Annotated in this window: 18 protein-coding genes and 3 pseudogenes; 8 read left to right on the forward strand and 13 right to left on the reverse strand. The window is 62.7% G+C overall.

Features of this window, described 5'->3' with window-relative positions; genetic code table 11:
- Positions 1 to 16: 16 nt before the first annotated feature.
- Genes AB4Z16_RS25680 through AB4Z16_RS25690 form a run of 3 tightly spaced genes read right to left on the reverse strand, consistent with a single transcriptional unit; the run spans position 17 to position 3,187 of the window.
- Complete coding sequence (locus tag AB4Z16_RS25680) at positions 17 to 1,567, reverse strand: ABC transporter substrate-binding protein (RefSeq protein ID WP_441514148.1); 1,551 nt, start codon at positions 1,565 to 1,567, stop codon at positions 17 to 19.
- 1 nt (position 1,568) lies between these two features.
- Positions 1,569 to 2,366: a polysaccharide deacetylase family protein gene (locus tag AB4Z16_RS25685; RefSeq protein WP_441514149.1), complete on the reverse strand. Its 798-nt coding sequence runs from the start codon at positions 2,364 to 2,366 to the stop codon at positions 1,569 to 1,571.
- Positions 2,363 to 3,187, reverse strand: coding sequence for a polysaccharide deacetylase family protein (locus AB4Z16_RS25690; protein ID WP_441514150.1), 825 nt, complete (start codon positions 3,185 to 3,187; stop codon positions 2,363 to 2,365). The genes AB4Z16_RS25685 and AB4Z16_RS25690 overlap by 4 nt, the downstream gene beginning before the upstream one ends.
- Before the next feature lie 215 nt (positions 3,188 to 3,402).
- Between AB4Z16_RS25690 and AB4Z16_RS25695 the strand changes: the two genes are divergently transcribed.
- The 3 genes from AB4Z16_RS25695 (at position 3,403) to AB4Z16_RS25705 (ending at position 7,261) form a co-directional block, all read left to right on the forward strand.
- Positions 3,403 to 4,191: an IclR family transcriptional regulator gene (locus AB4Z16_RS25695; RefSeq protein WP_441514151.1), complete on the forward strand. Its 789-nt coding sequence runs from the start codon at positions 3,403 to 3,405 to the stop codon at positions 4,189 to 4,191.
- Positions 4,192 to 4,240: 49 nt separating this feature from the next.
- The gene (locus AB4Z16_RS25700; protein WP_441514152.1) at positions 4,241 to 5,956 is read left to right on the forward strand and encodes a M28 family peptidase; all 1,716 of its coding nucleotides are present in this window, start codon (positions 4,241 to 4,243) and stop codon (positions 5,954 to 5,956) included.
- A 1,008-nt stretch (positions 5,957 to 6,964) separates the two neighbouring features.
- The gene (locus tag AB4Z16_RS25705; protein WP_441514153.1) at positions 6,965 to 7,261 is read left to right on the forward strand and encodes a SemiSWEET family sugar transporter; all 297 of its coding nucleotides are present in this window, start codon (positions 6,965 to 6,967) and stop codon (positions 7,259 to 7,261) included.
- A gap of 30 nt (positions 7,262 to 7,291) precedes the next feature.
- Here AB4Z16_RS25705 and xth read toward each other — a convergent pair whose 3' ends face one another.
- From xth to AB4Z16_RS25720, 3 genes and pseudogenes are all read right to left on the reverse strand, one after another.
- Positions 7,292 to 8,062 (reverse strand): exodeoxyribonuclease III, encoded by a 771-nt coding sequence (gene xth, locus AB4Z16_RS25710; RefSeq protein ID WP_441514154.1) that lies wholly within the window; start codon positions 8,060 to 8,062, stop codon positions 7,292 to 7,294.
- Positions 8,063 to 8,144: 82 nt separating this feature from the next.
- Positions 8,145 to 8,477: pseudogene (locus AB4Z16_RS25715) on the reverse strand (dienelactone hydrolase family protein); the annotation flags it as partial.
- Between the two features lie 238 nt (positions 8,478 to 8,715).
- Positions 8,716 to 8,955, reverse strand: a complete 240-nt coding sequence (locus tag AB4Z16_RS25720; protein WP_441514155.1) for a DUF2171 domain-containing protein — start codon at positions 8,953 to 8,955, stop codon at positions 8,716 to 8,718.
- Positions 8,956 to 9,200: 245 nt separating this feature from the next.
- Between AB4Z16_RS25720 and AB4Z16_RS25725 the strand changes: the two are divergent.
- Positions 9,201 to 9,488 (forward strand): annotated as a pseudogene (locus tag AB4Z16_RS25725) (flavodoxin family protein); the annotation flags it as partial.
- Positions 9,489 to 9,536: 48 nt separating this feature from the next.
- Here AB4Z16_RS25725 and AB4Z16_RS25730 read toward each other — a convergent pair.
- The 6 genes from AB4Z16_RS25730 to AB4Z16_RS25755 all read right to left on the reverse strand — a co-directional run bounded on the left by AB4Z16_RS25730 (position 9,537) and on the right by AB4Z16_RS25755 (position 14,538).
- On the reverse strand, positions 9,537 to 10,481 hold the full coding sequence (locus AB4Z16_RS25730; protein ID WP_441514156.1) for a cation diffusion facilitator family transporter: 945 nt from the start codon (positions 10,479 to 10,481) through the stop codon (positions 9,537 to 9,539).
- Positions 10,482 to 10,588: 107 nt separating this feature from the next.
- The gene (locus AB4Z16_RS25735; RefSeq protein WP_441514157.1) at positions 10,589 to 11,869 is read right to left on the reverse strand and encodes a DUF763 domain-containing protein; all 1,281 of its coding nucleotides are present in this window, start codon (positions 11,867 to 11,869) and stop codon (positions 10,589 to 10,591) included.
- A gap of 186 nt (positions 11,870 to 12,055) precedes the next feature.
- The gene (locus AB4Z16_RS25740; protein ID WP_441514158.1) at positions 12,056 to 13,126 is read right to left on the reverse strand and encodes an ROK family protein; all 1,071 of its coding nucleotides are present in this window, start codon (positions 13,124 to 13,126) and stop codon (positions 12,056 to 12,058) included.
- Between the two features lie 162 nt (positions 13,127 to 13,288).
- A complete protein-coding gene (locus AB4Z16_RS25745; RefSeq protein WP_441514159.1) occupies positions 13,289 to 13,540 on the reverse strand; it encodes a DUF6894 family protein in 252 nt (83 codons plus the stop codon).
- A 140-nt stretch (positions 13,541 to 13,680) separates the two neighbouring features.
- Entirely contained in the window at positions 13,681 to 14,217 is a 537-nt protein-coding gene (locus AB4Z16_RS25750; protein WP_441514160.1) for a hypothetical protein, read from the reverse strand.
- Between the two features lie 18 nt (positions 14,218 to 14,235).
- A complete protein-coding gene (locus AB4Z16_RS25755; RefSeq protein ID WP_441514161.1) occupies positions 14,236 to 14,538 on the reverse strand; it encodes a PepSY domain-containing protein in 303 nt (100 codons plus the stop codon).
- Between the two features lie 144 nt (positions 14,539 to 14,682).
- On the opposite strand from AB4Z16_RS25755, the gene AB4Z16_RS25760 reads away from it, so the two are divergent.
- Positions 14,683 to 15,996, forward strand: a complete 1,314-nt coding sequence (locus AB4Z16_RS25760) for an Nramp family divalent metal transporter (protein ID WP_441514162.1) — start codon at positions 14,683 to 14,685, stop codon at positions 15,994 to 15,996.
- Positions 15,997 to 16,221: 225 nt separating this feature from the next.
- Here AB4Z16_RS25760 and AB4Z16_RS25765 read toward each other — a convergent pair whose 3' ends face one another.
- Positions 16,222 to 16,506, reverse strand: a complete 285-nt coding sequence (locus AB4Z16_RS25765) for a cysteine hydrolase family protein (RefSeq protein WP_441514212.1) — start codon at positions 16,504 to 16,506, stop codon at positions 16,222 to 16,224.
- 512 nt (positions 16,507 to 17,018) lie between these two features.
- On the opposite strand from AB4Z16_RS25765, the pseudogene AB4Z16_RS25770 reads away from it, so the two are divergent.
- The 3 genes and pseudogenes from AB4Z16_RS25770 (at position 17,019) to AB4Z16_RS25780 (ending at position 20,261) form a co-directional block, all read left to right on the forward strand.
- Positions 17,019 to 17,502: pseudogene (locus tag AB4Z16_RS25770) on the forward strand (YciE/YciF ferroxidase family protein).
- A gap of 192 nt (positions 17,503 to 17,694) precedes the next feature.
- Entirely contained in the window at positions 17,695 to 17,823 is a 129-nt protein-coding gene (locus AB4Z16_RS25775) for a hypothetical protein (protein WP_441514163.1), read from the forward strand.
- Positions 17,824 to 18,164: 341 nt separating this feature from the next.
- Positions 18,165 to 20,261 carry a catalase gene (locus AB4Z16_RS25780; protein ID WP_441514164.1) on the forward strand — a complete coding sequence of 699 codons (2,097 nt, stop codon included), beginning with the start codon at positions 18,165 to 18,167 and terminating at the stop codon, positions 20,259 to 20,261.
- Positions 20,262 to 20,291 lie beyond the last annotated feature (30 nt).

Genomic DNA, 20,291 nt, shown 5'->3' on the forward strand with positions numbered 1-20,291 from the left:
CTCCGGGCAGCGGAGGTCAGGGAGCGACCGAAACATTCCAGTAGCGCGGCTTCTGGCCGGGCCAGGACTGGAAGCCGGTGACGTTCTTCCGGAAGGCGACCGTCGTGGCGCGCGTGCCCCATACGACGAGCGGCGCTTCCGCCATCTGCAGGCGATGCAGCTCATCGTAGAGCGCCTGCTTGTCCTGGCCGTCATCGGCAAGAACGAGCTTCTTGAGGAGCTCCTTCGAGGCGGGGCTGTCCCAGACCTTGTCGGCCTGGCGCGCCTTGTCGCCGGTGAAGCGCTCGACGATGAAGAGCGGATCGAGATAGGGTGTGAGATTCCAGACCATCATCTGGTAGCGCCCGCTGTAGAAGCGCTCGAACTGCGTAGCGAATTCCAGTATTTCGACATCGACATTGAGGCCGACGGCCTGCAGCATGGACTGGAGGTAGATCGCTGTATCGCCCATCACAGGAGATGCCTTGCTGGTGATCAGAGCAATCCGCTCGCCCTTGTAGCCGGAGGCCTTGATCAGGGCGCGCGCCTTGTCGGGGTCGTATTCTGCGCCGCTGCGCTGGACCTTGCCGTAGAATTTACTCGTCAGCGGGATCAGCGACGGAGAGGCGATGCTGTCATCGTCCAGCACTGCCTTGGCGAGGCTCGCGCGATCGATCGCATGGCTGATCGCCTGGCGGATGCGCGGATCGGCCAGCACCGGATCGCGAGATTGCAGCGGGATCGTGTAGATGCCGGCGACCGGCGTCGTGACGACCGTGACGTTCTTATCGTTGGCGAAATCATTGATTGAGGCTGCATCGACGTCGGTCCAAAGATCGAGCTGGCCCTGCAGGATGCCGAGCTTGGCGACCTGGGCGTCCGGGACGAGATTGATCCTAACCTTCTCGACTTTCGCTTCCTTCGCGCCGGAAAGCCCGTCCGAAGGTTCCGTCCGCGATCTATAGTCTGCGAACCTCGTGAGCTCGATGAATTGGCCCTTGCGCCAGTCGGTCATCTTGAAGGGGCCGGTGCCGATCGCCGCGACCCAGTTGCCGTTGGCATCGACCGCATCGGGATGGGCGATGCCGGCGGAATCGCAATCGCCGCGGGCCATGGCGCTGAGGAAGGAGCCGCTCCGCTCAGCGAGCTGGAATTCCACCCGGCGATCGTCGAGCGCCTTGACCGACTCGATCTTCGTCGCGTTCGTGCCATTGAAGGCGCCGCGACAGGGCCACGCGGATTTGGGATCGAGGAAGTGCTCCCAGGTCCAGACCACCTCCTTCGCGGTCAAAGGCGCGCCGTTGTGAAACTTGATGCCGTCGCGGAGGGTGAAGACATAGGTCTTGCCATCGGCGGAGGTGTCGATCTTCTCGGCCAGCATGGGAGCGACGCTTCCGTCGGCGCGCCATGCGACCAGGCCCTCGTAGATGTTCTGAAGGACGCTGCCCGTTGCTGTGTCGGGGCTGCGGCCGGGCATCACACCCCGGATATCGGATGTGAGCATCGTCCGCAGAGTCTGGGCCGAGGCAGGACTTCCGGCCGCCGCAAACGCGGTCAATCCGAGGGCGAGGGCTGCAAGAGCACGCATCTCAATCTCCGGTCGTGTCAGATGTCGGCGCGATGCCGGCTGTTCGAAAGCGCTCCGCCACTTCGGCGCAGAGCAGGGGCTCGGCTCCCCGCGCCTCGGCCAGCCCGACGAGGCGCTGGACCAAGGGCAGGCGCGCGGCGCGCCCGACGCCAATGTCGGCGCGGGGATGGAAGGTGAGGCAGGCGTAGCTGTCGACCGCGAGCAGAGCCGAGAGCTCCTCGCTCATCAGTTCCTCGGCCCGGTCCTGGGTGACACGCCGGCGGAAATGCGTGGCGTCGGTCAGCCCCTCCGAGATCGGCAACTCGACCATGCCATCGCCGCCATGCCCGCCCAATGCGTAGGGACAGTCGTCGTCGAGGAAACTGGAATCGTAGAGATAGCCGAGGCTCTGAAGGATCGGGATCGTATCCGGGGACAGGGTACCCGTCGGAGATCGAAAGCCGCGCGGCGACGCTCCGCTCAGGCGAAGCAACGTCTCGTGCGCTTCGCCGATGGCTGCGGCTTCCGCCTCGCGGCCGAGCGCGGGGTGGTCTTCGAATGCTCGGCCGTGATTGGCAATCTCGTGGCCGTCCCGCAGGCAGCGCTCGACGAGGTGAGGCAGCTTTTCAGCTTCCGTCGCCGGCCAGAAGAACGTCGCTGGAAGCCCGCCTTCGCGCAGGGCGTCGAGCAGGCGGGCAAGGCCGATGCGATAGGTGTAGCGGCCATGGGCATCACGGCCGAACAGCTCCGCTTCCGGAGTGCTTGCGGCCTCCGGGCCAATGCCGTGCACGTTCACGGTGATGAGAAGGGAGCCGGTCATGCCCGTGTCTCCTGCCAGCGGGAGGGCTCGCTCAGGCAGTATTCCGCGAGTTCGCGGCAGGTCATGAAGCGGATGCCGGGCGTCGCCCTCGCGTGAGCCAGGAAACGGTCGACCGCCGCCGCCCGCGCCGGGGTGCCCGAGCCGCCACCCGCTCGGGGATGCACGGTGAGGTGGACATAGCCGTCGCGATCGAGCGCGGCGTCGAACTCCTGCACGAAGTTGCGCTCCACCTCCGCTGCCGAGGCGCCGCCCGTGAAATACATCGGGAAATCGTCGAGAGAGACGGTGTTGTTCGGCAGGATCATGAAGCCATCCTCCAGCAGGTAGGGGATGTCCTCGTCCTTCTCGCTCGCGTCGTAGATATAGCCGAGGCGCCGCAGGGTCGGCAGCGTCAGCCGGCTCTTGCGCCCGGATGGCGAGCACCAGCCGACCGGCGCCGCACCGAAGCCTTCGAGAATCCGATGGGTCTTTTCGAGCAGCTCCGGCTCCCTCTCGCCGAGGTCGAAGCCTTCATGCTGATAGCCATGGGCTGCGATTTCGTGGCCTGCTTTGCTGATATCGAAAAAGGGCTCCGGCCAGTGCTCGGCGTCATAGCCGCAGCAGAAGAAGGTCGCTTTCACGTCGTGACGGTCGAGCATCTCCAGATAGCGGTGGATGCCGCGCCGCAGCGCGTAACTGCCGCGGCCGTGGATGCCGAGCGCGTTCTGGCCGCGGCCGGCTTCGACGGCGGGGCCATCGACATGGATCGTGACGCAGACGACGGCCCTGGCGTCACCGGGCCAGCGGATCCGGCCGAAGCGGACTTTCGCGTCTGAAGCCATCGGTTTTTCGTTCCCTGCGATCTCGATGACGCAGCCGTTGTTGGAGGAGCGCTGCCAAAGGTCGATTTCGGAGGAGCTTGCGTCGGACTTGCGTCGATGTCAAATTATTGAACCGATGGTTCATCTAGCGAACCAAACGACATTGTGGTAGTGGCGAACTTCACAAGAGGGCGGCCCCGCCATCTTGGGGGCCGAGCAGAAGGAGAGCGCCAACGATGAGTGCGTCCCCGCCCAAAGAGATCGAGAAGTACCGGGTCGATGCCGTCGACGCCGCGCTCGGCGTTCTGCAGCTCATTGCGGAAACGCCCGATCTCGGCCTCTCTGAGATCACGCGGCGTTCAGGGCAGAGCAAGGCGAGGGTGTACCGGCTGCTGTGCAGCCTCGAGGCCAGCAATTTCATCAGCTCGACACCCGAGCGGCGCACTTATCGGCTGGGGCTGGCCGCGCTGGCGATCGGCAATGCGGCGGAGCGGCAGATCGATATCGCGAGGATTGCCGGGCCGATCATCGCGAAGCTCGGCAGCGGCACGGGCGAAACGGTCCAGCTTCGCGTTCGCGACGGCCGCAACAGCCTCTGTGTGGCAGGTTGGGAACCGGAGCGAGCAGTGAAGGTGCTGGCGGGCATAGGCGGAAGCAGGCCCATGCATGCCGGCTCGGGCGTCGTCCTTCTCGCCTTTCAGGACGAGGCCTTTCGGGAGGCGCTGCTCAGTGAGCCGCTGAAGGCGTTCACGGACCGGACCTGCGTCGATCCCGATCGGCTTCGGCAGGTGCTCGCGCATGTTCGCGGCCAGGGCTTCTATGTCAGCCATGGCGAGGTTAGCCCCGACCTGATCTCGATCTCCGCGCCGGTGATGGGTCCCGACGGCAAGATCATCGCGACGATCCATATCGGTGCGCCGACAGGCCGGGTGAGCGAGAGCCTCCTTCCCACCCTCGTCGAGACCGTTCGCAGCGCGGCGCGTGAGCTTTCGGCGCTGCTCGCGGCCTCTCGAAGCGCCGGCTGAACGTGTCGGCCCCTTTCACGCAGATGCAAGAGACAAGGATGCCATCGCCATGGCCATAGCAATGCAAGCCGAAGGTGGCCCGGAACCGGCGCTTGTCGGCGCGGTGTCTGCGGCCCGCATGATGTCTGGGCTTGGAACCCTGGCTCAGTGGTCGAAACTGGCCGGAACAGCCGGGGAGGCGGCCAGCTTTTCGTGGATCAAGGAGCAGCTGGACGGGCTCGGCCTGCGAACCGAGCTCATCCAGCATGACGCCTATATCAGCATTCCCGGGCCGGCCCGGCTCGTCGTCGATGGACGAACGATACCGGCAATCACGCATTCGATGTCGCTGCCTTCGCCGGGCGATGGGCTGGTGGGGGCGCTCATCGATCTCGGCGACGGCTCGCGTGCAGCCTTTGCCGAACGGGATGTCCGCGGGCGGATCGTTCTGGTCGATGGGATCGCAAGCCCCGGTATAGCCCTGCTGGCCTCGCAGGCGGGTGCGGCGGGCGTTGTGCAGATCAGCCCCCACCATCTGCTGCACGAGATGTGCATCTCGCCGATCTGGGGCAATCCGTCGATCGATACGCGTTCAGCCCTGCCGAGTGTCGTCGTGCTGACGATCGGAAATGCGGATGGCGAAGCCCTCCGGAAAGCTCTGCAGGATGCTGCGGTGGAGGTCACGCTTCATGCGGAGGTGGATACCGGCTGGCGCAAAACCCCGCTTCTCGTCGGCGATCTGCCGCTAGCCGAGGATCCGCCAGGACCTTTCATCCTGCTCTCATGCCATGTCGATACTTGGTTCAAGGGCGTGATGGACAACGGCTCCGCGAATATCGTGATGCTTGAGGTCCTGCGGCTGTGCCTGGAGCATCGGGAGGCTTGGCGCCGGGGCATTCGTATCTGCTTCTGGTCCGGGCATTCCCAGGGGCGCTATTCCGGATCGGCCTGGTATGCCGACAATCATTGGGCGGAGCTCGACGCACGCTGCGCGGCCCATGTGAATCTCGACAGCCCCGGAGGAATCGGAGCGAAAGATCTGACCCGGACGGGAGCGGCCGGTGGGCTTTTTGGCATCGCAGAGGCCGCTATCGCGGAGGAGACCGGGCAAAAGCTGGCCGGGCGCCGCAAGGCGCGCTCGGCCGACGATTCTTTCCCGGGAATCGGCATCCCCTCCGTTTTCGGGAGCCTCAGCCTGCAGGAGCCGGGCGCGCTGAAAATGCGCAACGATCTCGGCTGGTGGTGGCATACCGAACACGACCAGCTCGACAAGGTGGATCCCGATCTGCTGGTACGGGACGCGCGGATCGTGCTGCGCGTCGTGCTGGACCTCCTGACGCGAGAGCGGCTGCCGATCGACTATACCAACCAGCTGGCCGATCTCGCCGGCGAACTGGATCGCTTCGGGGATCGCCCTGAGATCCCGCCGCATCTCCGCAAGGCCATCGGCAATGCGAGAGCTCTGGCCCTGGATCTCGCGGGCTTCGATATCCTGGCGCTCGACGCTTCGGTGCATGATCGCGCGGTCATGCGGCTCAGCCGCATTATCGTTCCGCTCGACTACACCCGGGGGAATCGCTTCGTACACGATGCCGCGCTTTCGCTGTCATCCTGGCCGGTTCTCGATCCGCTCCGGCGACTTGCTTCCTGCGCGGCTGGAGACGAGGCCCGGTTTGCGGAAGTCGATGCGGTGCGTGCGCTAAATCACTTGACCCACAGCCTTACCGAAGCATCGCGCCTGCTGGCGGCCGCCTCGGATCCGCCAACCGATCCGGCCGGAGTCTGACAGCACGAATGCGGGGGTTTCGACCGGTGAGCCCCGGCTGCACTGGGACGGGCACGATGCGAAACGGCATACAGCTCGCCACCGACATCTATCTACATCCGGCGAGGCATCCAACCGGAGAGCAAGCAGGCACCATGTGGCGCTGCGCGGACAGAGAGATAAGCGCTGCTCTGGTTCCCACAAGGTCGCGGACCGAGATCTTCTCCGGGAAGGAACGGTACAGGCTTAGCAGCGTTCAACCTTCGCACTGACAGTTGACGTAGGCACCCATGGCAGATCCACAGAGCCCGGCAGTCGAGAGTCTCCGGCAGGAGCAAAAGTCTCAAAAGAAAGCAGAGCGGGCGCTCACCTCCGATCAGAAGCTCGAACAGGCCCTCAAAGACACCTTTCCCGCGAGCGACCCTGTGGCCCAGCAGGTGCCCACGACACCGGGCGCCGCGGAGGAGGAGAAATGATCCGGGCAGCGGTCTTCAGCCTGGCTGGTGCCTGGGTTGCCGGGAAGGTGGGAAGGGGCGAAATCCCCGAGCGCCTTGCGGTTCCGATAACGCTACTGGCGACACGGCTTCCCACGCCCCTGATCCTCGCGGGCGCGATTGGCTACGCCTGGTATCGCATGAGTCAGGAGACGCGGGCGAGGGTGGCGGAGGAAGAGCAGCCGGAACGCCCGGCCCGGTCGGCGGCCGGGCAGGGCGCAAAATCTCGCACAAGCCAAGCGCGGAAGGGAATGCGGCGGCCTCGGAAGCCCTCACCTGAAGAGGCTGCCGATGTTTAAGTTGTTTCTGGAAATGTCGATGCTGGCATTCGAGGCGCAGCAGGCCATCTGGTTCCGGAGCATGAAGATCGCCTCAGGTGGTCGTGCTGCCAGCGCGAGATCAGTCGGAAAAGACCTGCGCCGCACAGAATGCCGTGTTGAAGGCCGCTACCGGAACTGGTGCTGTTGGAATTGCTTGCGGCTATCGACGAAAGGTCCGGGCGAATGTTCGGCGACTGTAGAGGTAGGTTTTCGACGTGAATTGGATCGCCGTGGCCGGCACCCTCGCAGCGCTGTGTTCTACCATCAGCTTTGTCCCGCAGGCTTGGCGTATTGTCCGGACACGCGACACGGGGGCAATCTCTACCGTGACATATAGCCTGACTGTGACTGGCTTCGCTCTCTGGACGGCATATGGAATCGGTCTGGGCGAATGGCCACTTATCGTCACGAACAGCATATGCTTTGTGCTGTCGGCGTTCATCCTGATGATGACGCTGCTGCCTCAGGCTAAAAAGGAGGCGGTGGCCGACACGGTCGATCCGGCTTCCTAACGCAGATGGGCTCGCTGCTCGGCCAGCATGTCATCCAAGTTCGATCATGACCGGGGCATGGTCGCTAGTATGTTCCCAGCCGCGCGGCGACCGTCGAACCTCGGCACGCTTGAGTGTTGCAGCCAAAGCAGGGCTTAGCAGGAGATGGTCAATCCGCAGCCCTGCGTCGCGTTCGAACGAGTTCCGCCAGTACTTCCAGAACGTGTAGATGCGCTCTCTCGGATGAAGGTGCCTGACGGCGTCCGTCCAACCCTGTTCGAGGAGCTTAGTATATGCCGTCCTCACCTGGGGTCGAAAGAGCGCGTCATCTCGCCATCGCCCGGGTGCGTAAACATCGAGCTCCGTCGGCATGACATTAAAATCGCCTACGAGCGCGACCGGTACCTCCAGGGAGAGCAGCTCCTGGGCGTAGGCATGCAGTCGCCCAAACCAGCGCAGTTTATATTCGAACTTGGGGCCGGGGGAAGGATTCCCGTTGGGGAGATAGAGACACCCGATCAGTACCCCGTTGACCGCCGCCTCGATGTACCGGCTATGGCTGTCATCAGGATCTCCCGGTAGCCCCCGGCGCGTGAGAACCGGGGATGACCCCTTCGCGAGGATAGCTACACCATTCCAGCTCTTCTGGCCGTGCCAAACCGCCGCGTAGCCGGCTTGCTGCAATTCGTGCTCGGGAAAGCGATCGTCTGAGCATTTAAGCTCTTGCAGGCACACGACGTCGGGGCGGTCCTGCTTGAGCCACTGGAGAAGAACGGACAACCGACCGTTGATGCCGTTCACATTGTAGGTTGCGATCTTCACCGACGGCTCTCCCACACGCGAAACCGGCAATCGTCAAAGGTTCTCGCGCAGGAACGCGTGTGTCCTCAATATTGCATCCAACTCACCAGTGAGAAACCATGTCCATTGGCGTTGAACCGTTCCCCCGCTGCTTTTGACCAATCTCTCGATGGCCCCGGCGGTTAGACACAGGCACCACTCGGTCCGCTTCCCCATGCAGGATGAGCGTAGGGGGCTGCGAGGCTCGCTCCAAGCCCGGCGGCAGGAATCCGAAGAAGTCGACGACAGCTTTAACCCTGCGATCGCGTGCCGCCAGAGCCAGGACCAATGCACCGCCCAGCGAGAAGCCGACAACGGCGAGACGGGCCTGGTGATCGCCGGTGATTGACTCGATCGCTTCCAGCCACACCGGGAACTTGCTCTTGATTTCACCGTAGCGGGCCGATCGCCGGTGGCCTCGAAGTACCGCGGGAGCAGGACGTTGTAGCCGGCCCCCGCGATCATGTTTGCGGCAAACTCATATCGGCCGCTATTCGTCAGGCCGTCTGAGCCATAAAGGAGAATGACGGTGCCTCCAGAGGCACTTGGGCCAAAGCGGTCAACCGCGACGCTCACCTGGGCTGGCCCAGCGACGATGGTCGCGCCGACTCCAGCAACAAAATGGCGTCGGTCCATTACTCGGTCGCCTCAGACCATCTCTCCTTGGCTTCCGCCGCCGGGACGATCAGCTTGATCGTATCGTGCTCGAGGGCAACGACGAGCGCCAGGTCGAGATAGTGGTGGGCTCCGCCCGACCCCGGATCATTCTTCTTCAGCTTGATGAGCTGGCCGCTAAGGGCGTCGACGGTTCCGACATGCTCTCCATCGGATCCAATCACCCCCTGGCCTTCCTTGATTTGCTCAACGAACAGCATCGCTTGGTCTCCTGGCTCGACCTCTCCGAACGGCAACGGAGCATTGGGCACCGAGGTTCCAACACACGTATCGGAACCGTCATCGTGGATGCGGAAGGATTCCGGTGTGTCGATTGCGGCGCTCCTATCGCTACTGAACCTTCGGTTGTGCGGCCCCGCGAGCGATGCCCAAGTGCCTCACCTGATCGATCGTGCTTTTCGGATCGCGGAGGGGGAACGTCGCGTGACCTGCGTGAAACATTCCAGATTCGGGATCCCGTGGTGCCTATGGCAAGGTCGCTGCCGTCGCCGTCGTGGGCAACGAGGATGGAGCCCATCACGTCTCCGCTGAAATCGCTCAGGCATTGTTTGATGTCGGGTTCACCATCGCGGCCGGCGGGCCGACATATTGGGTCGGCGAAGCCAGGGGCAGCATGAATTTCATCGATCTCGACGAGATTTCAGAAACGACCGCCATGACAAACCGGATGCTCGCTCGGAATGCGGCCCACCTCGCTGGACTGCTGAAGCGGCATTCCTATCCGGGGTATTGAGGCAACCCGCGCTGCCTATGGTAGCACCGCCGTCGGCGATCTAAATTTTTACTCGACCAGCTTGGCGCGCCGCTTTCGCCACGTGGTGGAAGTCTGCGGCTTCACAAATACCGAGACGATGTCGGAGCGGCGCTTCCTGAGCCTCGCTTCGATGCGCTCCACGCAATCCTCGATGTCAACGGTCGATCGATCGTCCTTGAATTCAAGGCTCAGCGCCACGACGATCTGATCTGGGCCCAGATGGACTGTCGTCATGCCGTTGACACGCTCGACATCTGGATCTCCGTCGACCGCCGCCCTGATCTCTTCCTGGACGTGGGGCAAAGCCGCTTCCCCGATCAGCAGCGCCTTACTCTCGCGCGCCAGAAGCATTGCCGTCATCGCCAGAATGACGCCGATCAAGATCGACGCCACGCCGTCGAGCTCGGGTCGCTCGAAATAGGCCGCTGCCGTGATGCCGATGAAGGCGATGAACAAGCCGAGCAAGGCTGCGGTATCTTCGAACAGCACCGTGAAGACGCTCGGATCCTTGCTTTGTCGGACCGCGGCGAAGTAGCTCAGCGAGCCCTTGGCGATCTTGAATTCCTTCAACGCAACCCGCCAGGAATAGCCTTCGAACAGGGCCGAGAAAACGAGCACGAGATAGTTCGCGGTCAGGTTCGTCGCCGGATGCGGGGCGATAACATGGGCCACTCCCTCGTAGAGCGATACGCCGGCCCCGACCGCGAAGACTAGGAGCGCAACAACGAAGCTCCAAAAATAGAGCTCGCGGCCGTGGCCGAAGGGATGCGTGAGATCGGGCGGCCGCGCGGCCCGGTTGAGGCCGTAGAGCAAGAGTGCGCCATTGCCGGTATCGACCAGGGAGTGAACGCCCTCCGACAGCATCGCCGAGCTGCCGGTCCAGGCTGCCGCGACGAATTTCGTCGTCGCGATCAGCAGATTTCCTGCCAGCGCTGCATAGATGACTTTCCGTGATCCCGAATGTGTCGCCATCTAGCTCCCCGCCTCAGCGCAACAAGCTGCAGCGGTGGCTGTTCCCTTGACCCGACGCGTGAAATGTATCCCACGAAGGCAAATGATAAGGGCGGGGAGCCCTTGGCCTAGAGCTGCCGACGCATTGCTCTGACGTTTTCGCCTTGTGCAGTCCCGGGCGTTTCCCAGCCAAAGACACTCCGGCCGCCGTATTCCGCAGATCGGCGGCGCTCCTCAGCGACATATTCGACGAGCGTCGGCCCGGTCGTACTACGCTCTAGCCGACGGCTCTCACCGTCCAGCCGCGCAATGGCGGCAAGGCGATCGTCCTGGCCGAGCTTCGCCCGATCGACGGCCGAGCGCAGGACAGCGATGGTCTGGTCGTAGACCTTTGTCGGCACAGCGAAGGGCTGCCGGTCCTTGCCGCCATGGGCGAGAGAGAAGCGCGCTGGATCACTGAAACGGCAGGGCGCGCCATGCAGTACTTCCGCGACCATCGCCAGGGACCGCACCGTGCGCGCGCCGATGCCGGGTACAAGCAGCAGCTCGGAAAAGTCTTCTGGCCCCCGATCTGCCGCGGCAGCCAATGCCCCATGGAGGCGTCGTGTCACGATGTCCTCGGGCCTGACATCGTGGTGGGCGGGCATCACGAGATGCGGGAGGAACAGCTGCGGGGCGTTTTGATCAGGGATGGCGCGCGCCGGCTGCAGCGCCGCCAATTCCCTGACGATCCTGTCCGGTCCCTGATCGCGCAGCATCGTGACCTGCGCTTCGCGGGCGCAGTCAGCGCGCGCATCGGTCAGGTTGACGATGTTGCCGGCGCTGCGCCCCTCTATTGCGGAATGCGGTGTTTCGACGAAGCTGCCAAGGCCCTCGGAATGCCAATGATACCTCCGCGCCAGACCGCCGTCGCCGTTCATGCCCTGCTGCACGACTGTCCAATGGCCGTCATCGGCCACGAAGAATCCGTGCAGATAAAGGTCGAAGCCGTCCTGCACCGCTGCGCTGTCGACCTTGGCGACGAGCCGGCTTGCCTGCGCCAAGGCTGTCCCGTCGAACCCTACCTTCGCGCCAATCTGTTCGAGCTCGGCGGGTGTCCGACGGGAATGATTCCCTCGCCCGCCGCAGACATGCAGCCCCAACTCACCAGCTGGCGGCTTAAGACCCCGTTTCAACGCCCCGATGACGCTGGTCGTAATGCCGGACGAGTGCCAATCCATGCCCATGATCGCGCCGAATGACTGGAACCAGAAGGGATGCGCCAGTCGCTGCAGTAGCTCATCGCGCCCGTATTGCTGGATGATGGCTTCACAGATCACACTACCCAGCCGGGCCATGCGCTCGCCGAGCCAGAGCGGCACACGCCCGTAATGTAGGGGAAGATCGGCACTGCCAGATCGCTTTGTCATAACTCACGGGAACGAAATAAGAACATTTCGATATGTACATCGACCCGTGATCGTTGACCATACCGAGCGAACGGCGTTGGAACTTAGAGCGGTTCACTTCGTTCAAGCGAGCACCCCGAGGGCGCGGAAAGCCGCTCGACCCTCGGAAATCCTCCTAGGATTCGCGGGTGCGACATCCCCGAGCCTTCAGCTCCGTTTTGAGGATTTGGCGCGGTTCTCGTAGCTGGCGTTCCCCAGCCCCGTTCCGATCGTGACTACGCCCCAGTTTTTGACGTCCTGCATGAATGGCATTTCGCTCAGGCCTTGAATGACCGCGTCGTTATGCATGGTGACCATCGTTTCGTGCTCGCCAATGGTCGGCACCGTTTCGCGAACGCTGTCGATTAGGTTGAAACGACTGCTTTCCCAGTTGCCTGGCAAGTTCTGCGCCCCGCGGTCGATGCTGCCGTCGGGCTGGATGATGCCGGGACACCCAATGCCGATAAAGGGTGCGACCTTGAGGGCTGCTTTCTCCGCGGCCTCGATTTGACTTCTAATCATCTCGCCAAGGCGCTCGACCGCCTCGTCGCGATTGGTCGTGTCGTCGGCGTGCCGCCACAACTCAAAGGTCGCAACCTTCGCTTTGCTGAGATCTATCGCCTTCGTCTGTCGAAGCTCGACGATCCCGGCCCGAATGTTCGATCCTCCGATGTCGACCGCCACCAGGCTGTCGAAGGCCTCGAACATCCATTTTGGAGCGATATGAGCATTGCCCAGTAGACCCGCCTCATCCGGGTCGTGACGGATCGGCACCAACTCAACCGGATGCTGCTCCGTGCGCAGGATGATCCCGGCCCGTCCTATGGCCAGCTCGCCGACGCGGCTCTGGCGAAAGCCTCCCCCTACGACGATGCGCTCAACTGCCGACCAAGCCTTGAAGCGACAGAAGCGACGGACGACCGATGCCAGGGCCTCCGCGTACTTCTCGATCGCACTGTGAACCAGCGCTGCCGCCTCGGCATCGTCGCCCGCCAGGATCGCGTCGAGATCCTTCTTCTTTAGCTCATCACTCGGCTTATCGATCGGGTCCTCGCCGGTCTCCCGGAATGCCGCTCGTAACTCCTCGAGATGCTCAAAGATCGCTCCGCGCCTTGCCTTGTCTCCGACGAAGCCGTCCTCGTCACGGGCTTCCAGATTGTAGCTTGTGACAATGACCGAGGGCAGCTGAGCGGCCCCGTTGCGACCGTCCGCCGGGGTCGACTTCGTACTTTTTGCCATGAGAGCCTCGTCGGTGAGACAAACTCAACCCGTCAGGAGGAGCGGGGTTCCAACGCAGATCGGCCGCCCCATAGTGAACACATTCGGGATCAGGGTCGGCCCCTTTCCCGCGGCATGAACCCGATCGGGCACATGTACGCTGGGTGCTCACGAGAAGCACCGTCACGTTCCTGATCGGGTACGGGCCGAATCTGTGACGTCTGCGGATTCGAATGAAATCCGACCGCGATAGACGGGGCGCTCACCCGCCTGGACCAACATCGTTATTTCGCAATTGTCGGTTTCGGTCAGCGCATCGTGGGCAGCTTCAGCGAACGCCGTCCGAGCTTCCTGCCGAGCAGCCTTGTCGTCCGGAAGATCCAAATCGACGAAGTGCGATCCACCGCTATTCGTGATGAAACGGTACATAGGCATGGGAAGAATCCTGAGGAAGTCACTCCTCCAATCGCAGCGGCCCGGCCCTGGTTCCCCAAAATGACAACCTGGACAAGAGAACCGAAGCGATGCAGGCCGGCGGATAGCCGACCTGCCTGACGTTCTACTGTGCACCGTTTTCAGATCACGGGACGCTGATAGGGATCTGCGGTCTCGTCGAAGCGGCTCCAGCCGCCAGCGCGATACTCGGCTAGGCGCTCATCACGATTGATCGGCGTGGCACCATCTAGAATCGCCTCAATCGCAGGCACCTGTTCCTCGGCGGCGCGAACAGACACGACCGATCCGCCGCGGCGGACGGTCTCGGCGTAATAGTTCGCTTCCTCTTCGCTGTGGCCGGCGCTCGTCAGTGCGCCGACGATGCCGCCGGCGGCGCCGCCGACGGCCGCGCCCGCAGCGGTAGACGCCAGCCAGCCAGCCGCGACCACCGGCCCGATGCCGGGAATGGCGAGCAGCCCGATACCTGCAAGCAGGCCTGCGGCGCCACCCAGCACGGCACCGATGCCTGCGCCTTCGCCAGCATTGCTATCGTCGGCCTTTTGATGGCGGCCGATGAGGCTGATGTCTGAGGAGTTCACACCGGCGGCTTCGAGCTGGCCGACGACGGCGCGAGCGGCCTCGTAGCTGTCATAGGAACGGGTCAGGGTCTGGGTCATGATTCGTTTCTCCTATGATTAGTTGCGGGTGATATTGCCGCGATAGTCGACCGAGACACTGACCGTGGCGCCGCTATGGGTCGCGCTGCCCTTCCAGACGCCGTTGTCGTCCTTCTTGAGTTCGCTGATGTTGGTGTAGCCATTCGCCTCGAGGCGGCTCTTGGCCTGGCCTTCGGTGAAGCTGTTGGCTCCCGGCAGCGGCGCATTCTTGTCGGCATCCGCCTTCGGTGCCGGCATGGGCGAGGTGGTCGAGGTCTGGGCATACGCGCCGAACGGCGCCGTCGCCGCCAGGATGGTGAGTATGATCAGCTGCTTTCTCATTGGAGAAGCCCCCTAACTGGACGCGGCCTAGGCCGCAGGATGCCTCTCGAACCGCTGGGCCGTCGTTTCTGTTCCCGAGCGCATTGTGCGGCGGAACGAAGCCGGCAGCAGGCTGTTGTTCCCGCGCTCTCCGGGAACAACGCCATGACCAGTCTCTCCGAAATGCCGTCCCCGCCTCCCGCGAAGCGGTCGATTTCATGGAAAGGATGGCGAGGCGCTGCTGTCTTCAAGCAGCTCGGGCCCGGACTCATAACCGGTGCGGCCGACGATGACCCCTCGGGGATCGCGACCTATTCGCAAGCCGGAGCGCAGTTCGGCTACAACATGCTCTGGACGATGGCGTTGACCTATCCCCTGATGTCTGCCGTGCAGCTCGTTAGCGCCCAGATAGGTCGCGTCACCGGCTGCGGCCTGGCGCAGAACCTCAAGAAGGTCATGCCGAAATGGGCGGTGCTCGGCCTGGTCGGCCTGCTTTTCATCGCTAACACCATCAACATCGGCGCGAACTTGGCCGCCATGGGTGCGGCCGGCTCGCTCGCCATTGGCGGCCCGAGCGCGCTTTACACCGTCGTGCTGGCCAGCATTTCGCTCACATTGCAGCTCTTCATTTCCTACGAGACCTACGCCAATTACCTCAAATGGCTGACGCTGGTGCTGCTCGCCTACGTCGCCGTGATCTTTATCGTGAAGATCGACTGGCCCGCGGTCGGGGCAGGCTTCGTCATGCCCAAGCTGACGCTGTCCGGAGACACCGTGACGATGGTGGTCGCGATCTTCGGCACGACCATCAGCCCCTACCTCCTGTTCTGGCAAAGCAGCCAGGAGGTCGAGGAGATCGACCGCAAGGATGAGGACAAGCCCCTGAAGAAAGCACCTGAGCAAGCGGATCGTCAGTTTCAACGGATCCGTCTGGACACATTTGTCGGGATGGCGGTGTCGAACCTCGTCGCGATCGCCATCATCATCAGCACGGCGGCGACGCTGCATGCCAGCGGGAAGACCGAGATCGGAAGCGCGGCCGACGCGGCAGAAGCGCTTCGGCCGATCGCCGGTGATTTCGCCTTCGAGCTCTTCAGCCTCGGCATCATCGGCACGGGCTTGCTCTCATTGCCGGTACTCGCAGGCTCGGTCGCGTATGCATTCGGTGAAGCGCAGGGCTGGAAATGCGGCCTGGAAAACAAGCCTTGGGAAGCCGTCGGCTTCTACTCGGTCATAGCAGCAGCCACCCTCCTCGGCGTGGGTCTCGGCTTTACGCCGATCGATCCGATGAAGGCGTTGTTTTGGAGCGCCGTCGTGAACGGCTTCGTTGCGGTCCCCGTGATGGCAGCGATGATGTGGGTTGGTTCGCAGCGCGATAACATGGGCCGCTTCGTTACGAACGGTACGGTCCGCATTTTTGGTTGGGGAGCGACCATCGTTATGGCGGCGGCGGCCGCATCGATGGCTGTCTTCCACTGATCGGGGCCAGCCCGCGCAAGCAGAGGTCCGGCGCGGAAGGCTCAACCGTCCGGCGCGAACTCTACCGGGAACAGTGCCAAGACGACGACGGCAGCCACTACGTCAGTCTGGCGGAACTCCCGGGCATTTCGACAACGTCCTACACACTGGAAGTCGGCATGCTGGTTCGCCAAGTGGTCGGGGTATCGGGCGACGAGCACATTGATGCTCCACTTCCCCGCTGAATCATTTCACCGCCACTGTGCCACCACCCTCCGCCGTGGTACTGGCTTCGATCTGCTCGCTGAAGCGGTTGAGGTAGAGTTCCATCAAGGCGTCATGGGTGGAATCGGCAGAACTACAAAGCGCATCGGTCACGAGAACAACGCGAAGGCCTCGATCGATGGCACCCAGGACGGTTGCCAGGACGCAAACGTCGGTCTCGCCGCCGGATGATGATACGTGCTTCTCGGAGACGAACCGATCCAGGGCCGCTGTCCAGGGAGAATAAACCCTCTTGTCTAGGACGATGGCGGGCGAGACGAAGCGCTCAAGTACCGCGTGAAGGCGAACAGCATCGAGACCGAGATTGTCAAGGGTTACCTCCGCCCAACGTTCTTAATGCCGGCGCCACGAACCGATACCGTCTCCCGGCCGCGGAGCCGGTATGAAGCGAGTGAACGGCGTACGTTCGGGGTGCGAGCGGGTTATCAGCTCGATCGATGGCAGAACCCTTTCGAGCCAAGGAAAGGCCCATGGATATCCCGGGCCAAAGAGCCGCTGCATATCTACGCACAGGTGGATGCAGTTCTCGCCGAGGGGCCGTTGACCAGGCCGTGCGCGGCCATCGCTCGTCTCCTTCAGACAAAGCAATCGCGAGTTCGGTGCATCTCGGCAGCTAAGCCATCGCCATCATCCAGCTGGAAGGGAGCATGCGGTCCCGTTGCATTCCTCGACCGCGGATTGGGCCCCGGCCGCCGCTGAGCCTCCTCTCCCGGCTGGCCAGGCCGCTGAGGCGTATGAAAGTTCGCCGGCGCTGAAGCATGGCCCTGTGCGAGTGGAGAAACCAGCGCTTCCCGGTCCTGAACCTTTTTCTCGATACGCTCAAGGACATCTACTACGCAGAAAAGCAGATCCTGTAGGCACTGCCCAAGATGGCGCGCAGCGAATTCACCTGAGGTCAAGAAAGCGTTCGAAACCCATCGCGACGAAACCGAAACCCATATCGAGCGGCTCACCGAGGTTTTCGAGATTCTCGGCAAGGCCCCCAGTGGCAAGACCTGCGACGCCATGCTTGGCATCATCGAGGAGTTCGAGGGCAGCCCTGCGATCGATGCTGGCCTGGTCGCCGCCGCCCAGGCGGTCGAGCACTACGAGATTGCCCGCTACGGCACGCTGAAGACCTGGGCCGGGGAACTGGGGCTGCTCAACCAGGCGCCGAAGAACCAAGATGGACCAGCTCCTGTCCAAAATCGGCATCGGCTCGGCGAACAAGAAAGCCGCCTGATCTCGGTGTCAGTCCATTAACGCCTCCCGGATAGCCCGATCCAACAGATCCCGCGCGATCGGGCCGTTCCGGGAGGCGTTCGGAGAGCAATATGCGGCAACGTTTGTGATCCGAAGATTGGGCGCCGAGTGGTTGCTGAGCGAAGGCGTCACCGAGGCACAGCACTTTCATCGCTCGACGGAAAATCTTAAGATCCGAGCGAACCCCCTAAATTGTGTAAGTGCCTTGATGTCGACATCGGAATGATGCTCGCGACGAACAGGCTGCCGATCAAGACATTGAACATCGAGGTGGCCGAAAGCATGCCGATCAGCGTCGCTTATGGGCCGCTGCCCCCCTAGATCGACGGCGCTTTCCTCCCTCTGCGCGGCTGTCCACATTACGGTTGCCGTCACCCGGGCCGACGTTGCCGGCACGAAGGGTTGATCCTGGGCTTTGTTGCGGACCGGGAAATCGATGAGTTTGGGCTCGCCAAGATCACCCGGACTCCTTTCGCCGTATGCCCCATTCTCGATGACGCAGGACCGAGGCCGGGATGCTGGCGCTGTTCGAACCCGAAAGGCCCGGCCGCGCGAAATTCGCCTGCTTTTGAATTGGAAACGTTCGGAACGGTGGCACGGCCGTCGAGTTGAACGACGGACAAGTCTGGCAAACCGCCGACGTGTTCGGTCAGGAGACGGTTATGGCGAATTCAAAGGGACGGCACACCGCAGGCGCTAACATTCGACACGGTGAGGGCGGAGAGCTCCACCAAACCACAAGCGCTCCGGATACGCGTATCACTACCAACCATGGCGTGCCGATCAGCGACAATCAGAATTCTCTGAGAGGCGGTCCACGCGGCCCGACCCTGCTGGAGGACTTCGTCCTACGCGAAAAAATCCAGCACTTCGATCACGAGCGCATTCCCGAGCGTATCGTCCATGCTCGCGGATCGGCGGCGCACGGCTTCTTCGAGCTCACGGATTCCCTGGCCGAGTTCACACGGGCGAAGGTGCTCACGGAGGTTGGAGAGAAGACGGAGGTCTTCGCCCGCTTTTCGACGGTTGCGGGCGGCGCGGGGTCCGTCGATACGCCACGGGATGTCCGGGGGTTCGCAGTCAAGTTCTACACGAAGGAAGGCAACTGGGATCTCGTTGGCAACAACATCCCAGTCTTCTTCATCCAGGATGCCATCAAGTTTCCGGACCTCATCCACGCAGTGAAAATGGAGGCCGACCGCGGCTATCCGCAAGCTGCGAGCGCGCACGACACCTTCTGGGATTTCGTCGGCCTCATGCCAGAATCCACCCACATGATCATGTGGGTGATGTCGGATCGAGCCATCCCGCGTTCGCTCAGGATGATCGAGGGTTTCGGCGTCAATACGTTCCGTTTACTCAATGACCGCGACGAGCCGACCTTCGTCAAATTCCACTGGCGGCCCAAGCTCGGCACGCAGTCGACCTGCTGGGACGAGGCGGTGAAGATCGCGGGTGCGGATCCGGACTATCACCGCCGCGATCTGCACGAGGCCATCACCAACGGCGATTTCCCGGAGTGGGAATTCGGTGTGCAATTGCTCAGCCAGGACGAAGCGGATGCCCTGCCGTTCGACATTCTCGATGCCACGAAAGTTATCCCCGAGGAGATGATTCCGATCCGGGTAATCGGCCGGATGGTACTGAATCGGAACCCGGACAACTTCTTCGCTGAAACCGAACAGGCAGCCTTCCTTCCGACGAACATGCCTCCGGGAATCGACGTCTCGGACGACCCACTGCTCCAGGGCAGGTTGTTTTCCTACCAGGACACCCAGCTCTCGCGACTCGGCACGGTGAACTTCCACCAGATTCCGATCAACCGGCCGAAAGGCTGCCCCTTCCAGAACCTCCAGCGCGACGGTCAGATGCAGACCCAGGTGTTTAGCGGACGGGCGAATTACGAGCCGAACAGCCTCGCTGAGGCGGGTGAGGCCGGCGGTCCGCGCGAAGACCCCGCGGGCGGCTTCAGAAGCGCGAGAGTTCCTCTCGCGGGCGATAAGGTTCGCCTGCGCTCAGAGAGCTTCGCTGATCACTACAGCCACGCGCGACTCTTCTATCGGTCGCAAACCGAAATCGAGCAAGCCCATCTCGCCAGCGCACTGGTGTTCGAGCTTTCCAAGGTGACGCTCGACCACGTTCGCAACCGCATTCTGGCGAACCTGGGGAATGTGGACGAGGAACTGGCCCAGCGAGTCGCCGTGGGACTGAACGTCGAGCTGCCACAGCCCTCGAAGCCTGCCATCATGCCACAGGATATGGAGCCGTCGCCCGCCCTCCGTATTGTCGGAAAATACCCCGAGACCCTCAAGGGACGCGTCGTGGGCATTCTGGTCTCTGAAGGCGCTGACGAGGCGATGGTCGGAGTAATCAGGAGCGCTGTGGAGGCTGATGGAGGGACGATCAAGATCGTCGCGCCCAAGATCGGTGGCGTGACGGTGAAGGGTGGCGGGAAGTTAAAGGCGGATTGCCAACTCGCTGGTTCCCCTTCTGTGATCTTCGATGCGGTTGCTCTCGTGCTATCGGAGGAAGGTTGTGAAGTCCTCTTGAATGAAAGCGCGGCCGTCGATTTTGTCACCAACGCATTCGTTCACCTCAAGGCAATCGGCTTTACATCTGCGGCGAAACCTCTCCTCGACAAGGCGGGCGTTACGGCGGATGCGGGAGTCGTCGATCTGGCTGCGCGGGACGGCGACTTCGTCGCCGTCGCCCGCACGCGGCAGTGGGACCGTGAACCGAAAGTTCGCATGCTTGCGTGACACGAAACGGCGCAACGGTACGGGGGGCCA

Origin of the sequence: Allobosea sp. TAF32, assembly GCF_052113585.1 — a bacterium.
Lineage (GTDB): Bacteria > Pseudomonadota > Alphaproteobacteria > Rhizobiales > Beijerinckiaceae > Allobosea.